A 13,378-nucleotide genomic window follows, 5' to 3' on the forward strand; every position below is an offset into this window, starting at 1 on the left:
TAGTTTACTCCGGTCTCATCGTCGGAAAAAATAATACGTCGCGAATGGATTCTTGGTTGGTCATGATCATGACAAGACGGTCGATGCCTATACCTTCGCCGGCTGTCGGGGGCATACCATATTCAATGGCGCGGAGAAAATCTTCATCCAGCATCTGTGCCTCTTCATCGCCCCGTGCACGTAAACCCATTTGTGCCTCAAACCGTTGCCGCTGATCGACCGGATCGTTGAGTTCACTGAATGCATTGGCTACTTCGCTTCCGAGAATAAAAAGTTCGAATCGCTCTACGACGCCTTTTTTTGAACGGTGTTTTTTGGCCAAGGGTGAAATTTCAATCGGCTGTTCGGTAATAAATACCGGTTGAATCAAATGACTTTGAACTTTTTCGCTGAAAAGCTCGTCGATCAACTTACCGCGATCCCAGGCGGGTTCCGTATGGATATGTAATTTTTTGCATTCATCCCGTAATTGTTCTTCGCTCATTTCAGAAACATCGATGTTGGCGTATTGTTTGATCGCATCAAACATCGACAGCCGGGCATACGGCGGTTTGAAATTTACCCGATGACCCATCGTGTCAATTTCCAGACTTCCGTTCACGGTTTGACAGACGAAACCTAGCATTTCTTCAGTCAAGGTCATCAAGTCATGGAAATCCGAATAAGCTTCGTAAAACTCCAGCATGGTGAATTCAGGATTGTGAAAACGATCCATACCTTCATTACGGAAAATTTTTGAAATTTCGTATACTTTATCGAATCCACCGACGATCAGGCGTTTCAGATACAATTCCAGTGCAATCCGCATATACAATTTCATATCCAACGTATTATGATGCGTGACAAAAGGCCGTGCCGATGCTCCGCCATATAAAGGCTGCAAAATCGGCGTTTCGACTTCCAGATATCCGCGTTGATCGAGGAACTGACGGATCGCGGAAATGATTTTACTTCGTTTGGCAAACGTTTCGCGCACTTCCGGGTGCATGATCAGATCCGCATAACGCTGGCGGTATCGAAATTCTTTATCGTCGACGTCGCTGAATCGCTGCACACTTCCGTCGTCCAGGACTTTTTCTTTTCCAACCGGAATATACCGGAGGCTTTTGGACAACAACGTTATATTTTCTGCTTTGATCGTAATTTCGCCGGTATGCGTTTTGAATAATACGCCCTTCACTCCGATCACGTCGCCAAGATCGAACTGCTTGCTAAACGCTTCATACATCATATCGCCAAGGATATCTTTGCGCGCATAAATTTGAATTTTTCCGTGCATGTCCTGAATGTGTGCAAAAGCCGTTTTACCTTTGCTGCGTTGAGACATAATGCGTCCGGCCACTTGAACGCGCGGTGCATTGGGATCGTTAAGTTGTGAATCATCGTTGACGCCGAGCGAATCAAACTTTTCCAGCAAATCGCTGGAGAAATATTGACGTTCAAATTTATACGGATAAGGCTCAATGCCCATCTCCCGGAGTTTCTGCAATTTTTCTCTGCGAATGCGTAATAATTCTTCTTCCAAAGCCGATTTCCTGTTAAATGAATAATGTTATAAGTTATGGAGTCTGGTTAAAATATTTTTTGAACTTGTCGTAATAGACCACGCGATAAGCCGGTGCATAATGCGTGCTGTAAAATTCCGAATGATGGATCATCGGATAATTCTGTGCGGCTATATTATAATTAAACTCGTCTAACTTTTCAGGGTCAAATCGTAAATAACCGCTGTGGACCAAGTATACATATTCACGCCATTCCGCTGCGAAATCCTTTTTGGTTTTTTTATTGTAAATCATCGTTTCGATCATGGCTTTGAAAAGTAAATCCGGATCCAGATGTTGTCGCATAAACGGCCGCAAATTGACACGAACCATCGAACTGTCCGTCGAAATAAATTCAATCAACGTTTCATCGGATTCGGCCGAGTTGCCTAGAGCTCCCATTTCCTGCAATAAATAATTTTTTGCGGCAACGGAATCGGCAATCAAATGTCCGACGCCGAGCGAACTTTGAAATAATAACTTATACGCATCCTGAATTTCAAAACCGGGATATTGTTTCTGATGTTTTTCAACAAGCTGAACCAATTTTTTTTGCATTGGCGTCAACGGCTGGCTGCAATCCGCCAAAACAATCGTCAATATTATCAAGATGCTGGTTTTTTTTAAAAATAACAATCGCTCTTATCTTTTTGTTTTCAGAAAAACAAATTTATGAATGTTTAATTTTCTTTAATTCTTGTTTCAGTAATGCGATCTCTTGCGTTAAAGTTTTATTTTTTTCACTTAACTCTGAGATCACAACGGAGAAATGGATCATCAGTACAGCGCCAAAACCAAGCGCAACCATAAACAGCAATGCGGGGGCATATCCGACACCCAGGAGAAAGGCAATCCGGTCAAGCAAATCCCTCCATATTGAAAGAACAATCATCACAATCCCCGCGGCAAACCAGATCAACGAATATTTTTCACGTAATTTCTTTCGCCGAATGAGTTCAAAAACCAGCAACATCATTCCGACGCTGACGGCTATAGCAACAATTTGTATCCTGAAAACCTCTACCGTTGTATTTTCCATATCATTGTTTCTTGAAGATATTAATGAAAATGGCCAGTAACACTTTGATCATATAATAAAGTGAACGAAACAGGGTGATCGACGAGCGTCCGCCTTCGCGTTCTTTCATGACAACCGGGATTTCCAGGATACGAAATTTTCTCAACCCTAAAATAATAACCGATTCCGGTTCCGGATAATCCGAAGGATATTCGTCAGCCAACAGTTGAATCGCTTTCGCCGAATAGGCTCGAAACCCCGATGTATTATCGGTAATTTTCTGACGAATGATCAGTGAATTAACGGCATAAAATATCCGGATTCCCAAGCGCCTAATAAAGGTTGATTGAAAGCCTTGATTGTCTATAAAGCGCGAGCCGATAACCATATCGGCATTTCCATTTAATACGGGCTCGATCAATGCCGGTAAAAATTGAGGATCATGCTGACCGTCACCGTCGACTTGAACAGCCATATCGTAATGATTTTCTGCCGCGTATTTGAAGCCTGTCTGTACCGTGGCGCCGATTCCGACATTAAACGGAAGATCCAAAACCATCGCGCCTGTTTTTTCAGCCACTTCTTTCGTACGGTCCTTCGATCCGTCGTTAATTACGGCAATGTCCATTGATACACCGGCGGGTAATTGTGGCCCAACATTTCTCACACGTTCGATCACGCGATCGATATTTTTTTCTTCGTTAAAAGCCGGAATAATGATCAGTAGCCTTGCCAAAGTTTTCCTATTATGAATTGCAGAATTTTCGCCAGGTCTGCCAGCCCAGTAGTACGGTGACGATGATACCGATGACGGTTGCAATAATAATCCATGAGAGTTTGACGCCGCCGTAATAAGCGTACATGAACCAATAATCTATAAGATACGGCAATTTCGCCTGATCATTTTCCGACAAAGGAATTCGCCTCTGGTCTGAAGTAACCGATAACGGTCCGATTTCACCATCGGCGTGTTTTTGTATAGAATTAAAAAAGAGTCGCCAATGCCCAACAACAGGGCTATAACCGGGGACGAAATGGCTTTTATACATAAATTCGGGATCGGAGAAATTTTTTGTAAAAGGATATTCGCCGATCCAACGAAGATAACTACCTAAGTAAACGCTCGTTCCGCCTCCCTGGATTCCAATGCCTAGAAAAAATAATCCGACAGCGGCTAATTTAGAAAAATTCCTCTTTTGTTCCAACGAATTTTGAAGCCCTTTTCCGGCCACAAGGATACAGAAAGGCAGAACCGGTATCAAATAACGTGGCCCCCAGCTTCCATCGCCAGCCCAGGAAAAGAACTTGGCGTGAAAAATCAGCATGAGCAAAAACATACCGGCGAATAGACCCGTTTCCATTCGATGTTCGTTTGCGAAACGTCGGAATGAATAAAACGCCAATAGGGTAACCGGTGCATACAGGAAAAAACTTTTACCGGAACTGAACAGCAATCCATAAATGCCGACAAAAAGCGGGTTGGTGAATGGTTGGCCTTTTTCTGTATATCCGGATGAGAGCATACTGCCGAATTGTGCGAAATTATATAAGGCCATCCCGCCAAATGCCAACAACAACCACGCGTACATAACGATATACAGCCTTGAATTCTTTTGACTCCAAATTATGTTTGCTAAATTCTTCAGCCAATTCAATGACCATAGCAAATACGGACCGTTAACTACATATGAAAAATAAATGGCAATCAGCGGTAATAAGATTATAAAAACAAGTTTGGTGTGGATGAGGAGCGTGAAACAAACTCCTGCAGCGTGCAATGACAATGTTTTTCGAGTTAATTCAAATTGCCGCAAGAAAAAGAAAACACCGAGTAAGGATAAAGTTAAAAGCGGTTCACGCATGGCAGATTTTGCATACGGAAAAATATTGGTCGAAAAAATTAACGCTGCCGTTAAAAAAAATGACAACCGGTTGGAGTAGTTGAAACTGCGGGCAAACAAAAAAAACATTACGGCCAGCAAGGCTGTGAGGAATTGATTGGTCAGGCTGAGAGCGCCTTTGAGAATAAAAATATGGTAAGCTTCCGGAACCGGAAAAATCGTAAGAGCCAATTTTCCTATTACATAAAACGGCATGGCAACCAGGGTAAAGCCGATTCCCCCGCCTAGATAATACTGACCGTCTTTTCCGTAGACGCCGTTATTGATGATACCTTCAGGAATAGCCAGAGTTCCACGGTCTGTGAGACTTTGTACTTCAAGAAAAAAACCGTTCTCGTCGCTTGAAGCCACGCGGCCACCGGCAGCGAGCAAACAGACTGAAAGAAAAAAGCAAAAAAGAAGAAATAAACCACGTTTATCCATAATGAATTTTTATTTCAAGTAAGTTAATAGAGTTTTTACAATCATTTCGGCAGCATGACCGTCACCGAAATATTGATTTCCAAAAAACGGTTCCCGTTGAATATTGGCTTTATTGGTTATGGTATCAGGATCGGATCCGGCTAAAACATTGCAATCATAATCTAACGTTTCAATCCATTCCGTTTCTTCTCTGAGCGTAATACATGGAATATTAAAAAAATAGGCTTCTTTTTGGATACCGCCTGAATCTGTCAAAATCTGCATCGCATTTTTTTCAAGTACCAGCATTTCCAAATACGACACCGGATCGGTCATTTGTATATTGACCGGTACGTGTAATTGGTGTTCATGAATTTTCTTAATCAATCGCGGGTGAGCGGGTAAAACAATGGGATGTTTGATTCCGGAAAGTCCGTTAAAAATATTTTTGAGTTTGGAGCCGTCGTCCGTATTTTCAGCGCGGTGAATCGTTGCCAGTAAATATTTTTTCGGAGCGATATTGAGCCGAGCCATGATTTCTGTTTTTCTTTCCGCCATTCGGCCGTGCAATAAGACGGCGTCGTACATGACATCGCCGGTAAAATGAACATTTTCCGATATGCCTTCTTTTGACAACCAATCAATTGATTGACGAGTGGGACAAAACAGAACAGAACTGAGACGATCGGTGATGATTCGGTTGATTTCTTCAGGCATCCGTCGATTGTAGCTTCGTAAACCGGCTTCAACATGTGCTAGCGGTATCTGAAGTTTGGAAGCCGTCAATGCACCTGCCAGAGTCGAATTGGTGTCACCGTAAACGATAACCATATCAGGTTTTTCTTGGATCAATACTTTTTCAAGTTTTGTTATAATGGCCGCCGTTTGTTCAGCATGACTTCCTGAACCAACATTTAAATGATGATCTGGAACCGGCAATTCCAATTCTTGAAAAAAAATATCGGACATGGCAACATCATAATGCTGACCCGTATGGACAATAATTTCTTTTATCATGTCCGATGTGTATTGGCGAATAGCCGCGGATACGGGAGCTAATTTGACGAATTGAGGCCTTGCGCCAACAATCGTAACGATTTTTTTCATGCTAAGCGGTCTTGAATAAGTTTAGCAAAAGCTTCTGATTTTTTTTTCCAACTGTTTTCGCGGGCAATCGTTCGCAGGCTGTCCGTATTGATGTTTGAATTCAAAGCCTCGGTTGTTTTAGCAATAAATTCGTCACGTGTTGTTGCTACAAAAATGTGAGAACTCAAACTGATGATTTCATCGGAATAATCCATAACGACAATCGGTTTTCCACAAGCCAGGTATTCATAAAGTTTGTTGGGATTCAAACCTGACGTCAAATCGTTTTTTAAAAAAGGAATGATGCATACATCGGCTGAATGAACATATCGTGGGAGTTCCGTGTATTTTTTTTCGCCCAGCCAATGAACGTTTGCCGGCAGTTTATCGTTAAGTTTGGTTCGAACGGATTGTGATAAAATTGGTCCTACCAAAACCAAAGAAGCGTTGGGTAATACGGATGACAAAAGAAGCAAAAGATCGATATCAAACCAATTTGAAATTGCGCCGCTATAAAGTATGATAGGATGAGACATGGCGGCCATCTCCTGTGGAGGATTTTCTGTTTTAGTTTGATCAAACAATTCGTAATCGACGCCATTTCCTATCAAAAAAACTTGTTTGGCGCTGTCTTTCGCTATAATATCGGCAATTCGTTTCGAAACGGTCACAACAATATCCGCTATCGCAAGAGTCTTTTTATAATAAGCCGGGGCCATGGATAAAGTATCCGAAAAGCCTAGAGGATAATCATTGCAATCGTAAACAGTTAGACGTTTCTTCATCCGCTGGATAATATAGGCATAAAAAATATTGGAAGTGCATATCACTCGATCGACGCCGTTAAATCCGGTAACCCGGCATAAAAAATTTACCCACAACATTGCTGCTAGTGTCATCAGAAAGCGTATGATCACGAAGCCCTGAAACCGATTAACTAAAGCATAAGGAGTGGCTTTAAAAAACGGGACGGTAGCGTACGTGACCCTTCCATCACGTTTTGGAAGAAAACCATTTTTTTTGCCAACGGCAAAACTTTCAATAAACAAAACTTCCCAATCGTCAGGAAATTGCCGGATGATCTGCTGCTTTCGAGTTGTCAAATACGTCCACTTGATCTCGGAAAACCAAACAATTTTCATAGGCGACCGTCAATGAATTTCCGTAGCCACATTTCCAGATGAAAACATCCCCAGAAATTGATATAACCTTTTTCGGGTCCGGATTGCGGCAAGGCTTTAAATTTTTTCCGGATAATGGCATAATCGAAATAACCGCGTTGTTCGAAACTTTTAGAATAAAACACTTCCATCATTTTATCACGGAGCGGGCCTTCTTTAAACCAGTTTTTTTCGGCCGTTGCAAAACCGATTTTATCCCGCCGCTGTAAGATCATGTCCGGAACAATACCTTGCATTGCGTTGCGCAGAACATATTTTCGCGCACCGCCGGTATGAATTTTCTGGTGATCGGGTAAAGAGAATACGAATTGAACCAATCGGTAATCTAAAAAAGGAACCCGGGCTTCGATGGAAAACGCCATGGAATTTTTATCTTCAAACATTAAAAGCGATCGTAAGATCAAACGAAAATCGTGATACGAATTGTGTCGAAGGCTCGAGCTTGTGGTGGATACGATGCCATGCGTTCCTTTCATAGTAGAAACGAATTCACGGTGGATTCCGTTTTCAAGATTTAACAGGAGATAATTCCGGAGGAAGCTGGCTTGTTTGGATGGCAAGGCTCCGAGAGCGGCTGTTATCTTCGCTCCCCGGGAAAGCTTTTGACCGTTGGTTTCAATGGTATCTATTTCCTTCAAGAAGCGGCGCCACTCTAATCGTCGGATCATAGAAGAAAGATAAGGAAACAACGATTGGTTGTATCCTCCGAGTAATTCATCGGATCCTTGTCCGTCAAGAAGGACTTTGATACCGCGTTCATGGGCCAGCCGCATGACGCAATACTGAGCATAAATGCTGGTCGACCCAAACGGCTCCTCATGGGCCCACACAACTTTATCTAATTCATAAGCCAACTGCCGGGCTGTGGGTAATACAGTGTTTTTTTCCGCCTTGGTCTGCTCAATGACTTTTTCAGCATAGATACTTTCATCGATCTCTTTCATATCTGAATAAGCTGAAAAAGTTTTTTGCCGGTTACCGATCATGGACTTATCAATACCGTCTTTGAGCATCAGGTGATTTAATACACACACGATTGCTGACGAATCCTGCCCGCCGCTAAGACAACTTCCAACAGGGACATCGCTCCGAAGGCGTAAGCGAATGGAGTCTTCAAAAAGTGAATAGAATTGTTTCGCGTAAGTTTGATCGTCGGCGAGCTCAGTTTCAGCCTCCAAGTCGATGTCAAAATAGCGGCGGATAGCAAAATTATTATTACTGATTTTTAAATAATGTCCGGGTTCGAGCTGAAAAATATTTTTGAAAAAAGTTTGATGGGAGAAGTCGCGCTTAAATTCGAAAAGAAAATTGTAAACGACTTCGTCTTCAGGCTCACGCGGAATAGACGGGTCTTGCAAAATACTTTTGATTTCGGAGGCAAAAGTGAAATGGTTTTGATTGCGATAGTAATAAAAAGGTTTGACGCCAAACCGGTCACGCGCACAGAAGAGTTCTCTTTTTTTAGCGTCCCAGATGGCCATGCCCCACATTCCATTGAACCGGGAAAGACAGTCCGCGCCCCATTCTTCGTAAGCGGACAGCACAACCTCCGTATCGCTTTGAGATCGAAAGGAATAGCCCTTTGAACGAAGCTCATCGCGTAATTCGATATAATTGTATACTTCACCGTTGAAAATAATCCACAGCGAGCCATCGTGATTCGTCATCGGTTGATGTCCGAGTGGCGAGAGGTCGATAATGCTGAGGCGGCGGAAAGCCAAACCCACCGGTCCGTCGCGGTAAGATCCCTCATCATCCGGGCCGCGGTGACGAATCGCCTGAGCCATCCTTTGAAGTTCATGCGGCAAAACAGCGCGTCCATCGAAACGATATATTCCAGCAATTCCACACATACATTAAATTGTAGAATAATAAAATTTGGCGCGCACAACATACTTTTTTTTGCCTAAAGAATCAAGGTAGAAGCTCTCTGAGAGCTTGCATTAGATATAATTTTAGACTATTTTATTTTTAACATTATTTTATGATTGATCACTGTGAATAAACGTATAACCATTGCGATTACCGGTGCCAGCGGGGTATTGTATTCCATCCGGCTTTTGCGCTACCTGATGAGCAAAGAATTTGACGTTGATCTGATTATTTCCGATGCGGGAAAGATTACCTGTAAACTCGAATTGGGTTTTGATCCTGAAAAAGAATCGATGACCGAATTTCTGGCTTCGAAATTTGGTGCGTCGGTGATACGCGGTAAAATTCGTGAGTTTGATAACGCATCGATTGCTGCGCCGATGGCGAGCGGTTCGGTAAGGCGGTTGGCGATGGTTGTTATTCCGTGTTCGATGAAAACGTTATCAGCCTTGGCGAACGGTTCGTCAAGCAATCTGATCGAACGATCGGCGGATGTTGCTCTCAAGGAGAATTACCCGTTGATCGTAGTGCCGCGCGAAACGCCGATGAATACCATTCAAATCGAAAACATGCTCAAGCTCGCAAAAGTAGGCGCGAAAATTGTACCGGCCATGCCGGCATTTTATCAACAACCGGCAACGCTGGACGATTTGGCAGATTTTATAGCAGGCCGTGTATTAAACCTGCTGGGTATCGACGATCACGGTTTATTTAACAACTGGGGCAATTGAATCGACTCTATGCTACGACGAAAAAGAGAATCCGAAGAAGCGGAAATTAATAATAATTCCAACCACACTAATGAACCGGAATCCGGTAACGGCGACGAATCCATCACCGTTACTCAAACTCGGATTCCTGTCAATCACCGAAAAAAAATATCCCACGATCAATTCAATCAACCGGGTGTCTGGAAGGTGGCTTTTAAAATTTTCTTGTCAATGGTCGGTATCGTGTTGCTGAGTATCATTGCGTTTGCATGGTATTTCAATTCGGACTTGCCGTCTATCGAGCAATTGGAAGTGTATGAACCTAAATTGTCCACCAAAGTGTATTCTGTTGACGGCAAAGTCATCAAAGAGTTTTACAAAGAGCGTCGAACTCGTGTACCCTTCAATGAACTTCCTAAAAATGTTGTGCATGCGCTGCTGGCGACGGAGGATAAACGGTTTTATAATCATTGGGGCGTCGATATGATCCGTTTTGTCAAAGCGGCGATGGTTAATACGATTTCCATGAGCAGTAAAGAAGGTTTCAGTTCGCTCACACAACAATTGGCCAGAAATCTGTATTTCGATACGGAGAAGACGCTGGCGCGTAAATTTAAAGAAGTATTGACGGCTATTCAAATCGAACGGCGTTATTCGAAGCAAGAGATTATCGAAATGTACCTGACGCACATGTATTTCGGCAATGAAGCGTTTGGTATTCAGTCGGCGGCACGTATTTTTTTCGATAAAGATGTTCAGGAATTGTCGCTGGAAGAATCGGCGTATCTCATTGGATTGCTCCAGGCTCCGTCGTATTATACGCGAAATGCCAATGCCGGTGAGCGCAGAAAAAAAATTGTTTTGCGGCGAATGTTCGATGAGGGGTTTATCAACGAGAAGGAATTTAACGAAGCCAAAGACAAATCCATTGTCATTCATCCGCGCCGGCAGGAAGATGTCGTTGGTATTGCGCCGTATTTTACAGAATTCGTGCGTAAGCAACTGGAAGATCTGCAGGAAGAATTGCACATTAATATTTATGAAGACGGGTTGGTCGTGCACACCACTTTAGATTCGCGCGCACAAGCGGGCGCCGAGAGCGCATACCAGGAAAGCGTAAAAGAAAAATTTTTGAATCTCGATGCCTTCGGCGCCAAAGTTATGAAAACGAATGCGCAGGCGTTTTTACCGAAATATCTTCAGCGCGACGGCGTCGATCAAAGTACGATTAAAAAGTTGCTCGCCGATCCGCACAGCGTCGATTCACTTGCAAAGTTTTACGGCATTGTTCAATCCAGTCTTATCGCGCTTGATCCGACAAACGGCCATATTCTGGCGATGGTAGGCGGCCGCGATTTTACGAAATACAAACTTAACCACGTGACACAGATCAAACGGCAACCGGGATCGACGTTCAAACCTTTTCTGTACACTGCGGCCATCGATAATGGTTATTCTCCGACTTTCAAATTGCTTAATCAGGATGTGGTTCTGATCATGGATAACGGTGAGCGCTGGACGCCGCAAAATTACGATGGTAATCGCGGCGGTCCGACGTCGCTCCGTGAAGCACTGGCCCGTTCGCTGAATCTCGTAGCCGTGCGGCTGATGCAGGAAGTTGTGCCGCCGTCGCAGGTCGTGAGTTATGCCGGTAAAATGGGCATTACGACGCCGCTGCAACCGGTCGATGCGTTGGCGCTCGGCGTGTCCGATGTGATTCCGTTGGAAATGGCGTCGGCGTACGGCGTATTTGCCAACAAAGGCATTCGCGTAGAACCTTCGGCCATTTTGAAAATCGAAGATAAAGACGGTAACATTCTTTGGCAATACGTTCCTAAAACCAAAGAAGTCCTGAGCGCCGAGACGGCCTATATTATGAGTGAGATGATGAAATCGAGCATAGATTGGGAGCGCGGTACCGGTCGTTGGGCAAGGAAATATGGTTTCGAAAGGCCCGCCGGCGTCAAAACCGGGACGACGCAAAAATGGTCCGACGGGTGGTACATCGGCTTTACGCCGCAGATTGTAACTGCTGTGTGGGTTGGCTACGATACGTACGAACTAAATCTCAGCAGTAAAAATCCCGGAGAAGTAATTGCGGCTCCGATGTGGGGACGATTTATGGCGCGTGCGCATGATGCGATGCAATTGCCGGTTGAAGATTTTGAAATGCCGCCGGGTGTCGTCAGGCTTGAAGTGTGCCAGGAATCAGGCTTATTGGCCAATACCGCATGTCCAACTAAAATCAAAGAAGTTTTTAATGCAAAATATCAGCCTACCGATCCGTGTAATATTCACACCGGAAAAATCAAAACTACCAAAAAGAAAAAAGGCGTGGGATTTTGATGTAAGTTTTCAAAAAGAATAAACACTTATCTCTGTAAGGGACATCAGGAGATAAGTATGAAATTAATATCAGTCATTTTATCTCTACACGTAGTATTCATAAATCTCAGTTGTGATGACAGTTATGTTCATTATCCCAATGCTTCCGATTTCTATCTGGATTCGATACCGGAGACAGGCGCAAGAATGGTCGATGCCAATCGTTGGCGTATGTGGCTTCAACCAGATGGGCGCTGGGGCTATGATCCAAAAGATCTGGATCATAATGAGAATACTGCAGGTGGGGAGTTTCCAAAAGGCTCCGGCCAAAATGCAATGTACGCCGGCGGCTTGTATGTTGGAGCGCTGAAAAATGAAATTCCCACTGTTTCACAGATTGAATTTAGTTCAGAATTTTTACCGGGTCGCATTTTGAATACCGAATTGGCCGACGTTAGCCAGTTAAAAGCTTCCAATCCGAACTCTTCCGCCATCTATATTATCACTGAACCTAATATCAATATTGATTGGTAATTCTGGCCTTCGCAATGGGGAGCGCCCGTCGATGATCGCGGAGAACCGCTGCAACTCTCCATGGAAGATTCGTGGTGCGTTTTCCACGATCTCGGAGCGGATACATTAGATACGCGCGAAATGCGAACGGGCCGTTCTTTGGGTCTGGAGGTCCAACGAATGACTTATATGTTTAAATATCTTGGTACAGGTGACGCTTTTTTTTGTTCATTTTAAAATTACCAATAAAAGCTCCAATCAATATCCTGAAGCTTACGTCAGTCTTTGGTGCGACAAAGATTTGGAAGAACCTCATAACGACCTTATCGGAACCGACATACCAAGGAACATGATGGTCGTTTATAATTCAAATGACGGACACAGTGTTACAGGCCGTGAATATGCTATAGGTTATAAGTTTCTTTATTTTACCGAGGGCGGTATCCATGCGAATTTGTCCTCGACTAATTGATATGCCAACGGAACTGATCCCCGTAATGACCAGCAACGATATAATTTTTTGAAAGGATTAAGATTTGACGGTTCGATCAATGAAGGTGTCGATTCCCTATATCCTGGTTTTGTGTATCCTGGGGATCCAATCACTGCAACTGGAATCGTCGACAATTTAGGTGGCAACGGCCGCATCATGTTGAATGTCGGGCCATTCACAATGCAGCCGGGCACATCATATGACTTTGTATGTGTCGTAATCGGCGGTGAAGCAGACACCAGAATGAATGCAATTTTAGATTTGCGAAAAAAAGCAGATCAAATAGAAGATTATTTTAATTTGCTGATGGTTCCTGTGATGCAACTTAAATAA

General features: G+C 43.5%; 13 protein-coding genes. 5 read left to right on the forward strand and 8 right to left on the reverse strand.

The features are described from left to right. Window positions 1-4: 4 nt before the first annotated feature. From lysS to asnB, 8 genes are all read right to left on the reverse strand, one after another. Window positions 5-1,525 (reverse strand): lysine--tRNA ligase, encoded by a 1,521-nt coding sequence (gene lysS / locus K1X84_06395; GenBank protein ID MBX7151253.1) that lies wholly within the window; start codon window positions 1,523-1,525, stop codon window positions 5-7. Window positions 1,526-1,559: 34 nt separating this feature from the next. Then, window positions 1,560-2,153 carry a hypothetical protein gene (locus K1X84_06400; GenBank protein MBX7151254.1) on the reverse strand — a complete coding sequence of 198 codons (594 nt, stop codon included), beginning with the start codon at window positions 2,151-2,153 and terminating at the stop codon, window positions 1,560-1,562. A 61-nt stretch (window positions 2,154-2,214) separates the two neighbouring features. After that, window positions 2,215-2,583: a DUF2304 domain-containing protein gene (locus K1X84_06405; GenBank protein MBX7151255.1), complete on the reverse strand. Its 369-nt coding sequence runs from the start codon at window positions 2,581-2,583 to the stop codon at window positions 2,215-2,217. Between the two features lies 1 nt (window position 2,584). Further along, a complete protein-coding gene (locus K1X84_06410; GenBank protein ID MBX7151256.1) occupies window positions 2,585-3,298 on the reverse strand; it encodes a glycosyltransferase family 2 protein in 714 nt (237 codons plus the stop codon). A gap of 10 nt (window positions 3,299-3,308) precedes the next feature. Next, entirely contained in the window at window positions 3,309-4,814 is a 1,506-nt protein-coding gene (locus K1X84_06415; protein MBX7151257.1) for a hypothetical protein, read from the reverse strand. Window positions 4,815-4,895: 81 nt separating this feature from the next. Beyond that, window positions 4,896-5,972 carry a UDP-N-acetylglucosamine 2-epimerase (non-hydrolyzing) gene (wecB, locus tag K1X84_06420; protein ID MBX7151258.1) on the reverse strand — a complete coding sequence of 359 codons (1,077 nt, stop codon included), beginning with the start codon at window positions 5,970-5,972 and terminating at the stop codon, window positions 4,896-4,898. Continuing rightward, complete coding sequence (locus K1X84_06425) at window positions 5,969-7,093, reverse strand: glycosyltransferase (GenBank protein MBX7151259.1); 1,125 nt, start codon at window positions 7,091-7,093, stop codon at window positions 5,969-5,971. Before K1X84_06425 ends, wecB begins: the two co-directional genes overlap by 4 nt. Further along, window positions 7,090-8,985, reverse strand: coding sequence for an asparagine synthase (glutamine-hydrolyzing) (gene asnB / locus K1X84_06430; protein MBX7151260.1), 1,896 nt, complete (start codon window positions 8,983-8,985; stop codon window positions 7,090-7,092). Before asnB ends, K1X84_06425 begins: the two co-directional genes overlap by 4 nt. 144 nt (window positions 8,986-9,129) lie before the next feature. On the opposite strand from asnB, the gene K1X84_06435 reads away from it, so the two are divergent. From K1X84_06435 to K1X84_06455, 5 genes are all read left to right on the forward strand, one after another. Continuing rightward, window positions 9,130-9,735 (forward strand): UbiX family flavin prenyltransferase, encoded by a 606-nt coding sequence (locus K1X84_06435; GenBank protein MBX7151261.1) that lies wholly within the window; start codon window positions 9,130-9,132, stop codon window positions 9,733-9,735. A 9-nt stretch (window positions 9,736-9,744) separates the two neighbouring features. Beyond that, entirely contained in the window at window positions 9,745-12,060 is a 2,316-nt protein-coding gene (locus K1X84_06440; protein ID MBX7151262.1) for a PBP1A family penicillin-binding protein, read from the forward strand. Between the two features lie 57 nt (window positions 12,061-12,117). Further along, a complete protein-coding gene (locus K1X84_06445; protein MBX7151263.1) occupies window positions 12,118-12,573 on the forward strand; it encodes a hypothetical protein in 456 nt (151 codons plus the stop codon). Window positions 12,574-12,763: 190 nt separating this feature from the next. Next, a complete protein-coding gene (locus tag K1X84_06450) occupies window positions 12,764-13,024 on the forward strand; it encodes a hypothetical protein (protein MBX7151264.1) in 261 nt (86 codons plus the stop codon). A gap of 48 nt (window positions 13,025-13,072) precedes the next feature. Continuing rightward, window positions 13,073-13,378 carry a hypothetical protein gene (locus tag K1X84_06455; GenBank protein MBX7151265.1) on the forward strand — a complete coding sequence of 102 codons (306 nt, stop codon included), beginning with the start codon at window positions 13,073-13,075 and terminating at the stop codon, window positions 13,376-13,378.

Source organism: bacterium (assembly GCA_019695335.1).
Classification (GTDB): domain Bacteria; phylum CLD3; class CLD3; order SB21; family SB21; genus JABWBZ01.

Bases quoted from the DNA above. Each gene is read 5' to 3' on its own strand.
- K1X84_06405 (MBX7151255.1), bottom strand. From the start codon at position 2,583: ATGGAAAATACAACGGTAGAGGTTTTCAGGATACAAATTGTTGCTATA.
- wecB (MBX7151258.1), bottom strand. From the start codon at position 5,972: ATGAAAAAAATCGTTACGATTGTTGGCGCAAGGCCTCAATTCGTCAAA.
- K1X84_06425 (MBX7151259.1), bottom strand. From the start codon at position 7,093: ATGAAAATTGTTTGGTTTTCCGAGATCAAGTGGACGTATTTGACAACT.
- asnB (MBX7151260.1), bottom strand. From the start codon at position 8,985: ATGTGTGGAATTGCTGGAATATATCGTTTCGATGGACGCGCTGTTTTG.
- K1X84_06440 (MBX7151262.1), top strand. From the start codon at position 9,745: ATGCTACGACGAAAAAGAGAATCCGAAGAAGCGGAAATTAATAATAAT.
- K1X84_06445 (MBX7151263.1), top strand. From the start codon at position 12,118: ATGAAATTAATATCAGTCATTTTATCTCTACACGTAGTATTCATAAAT.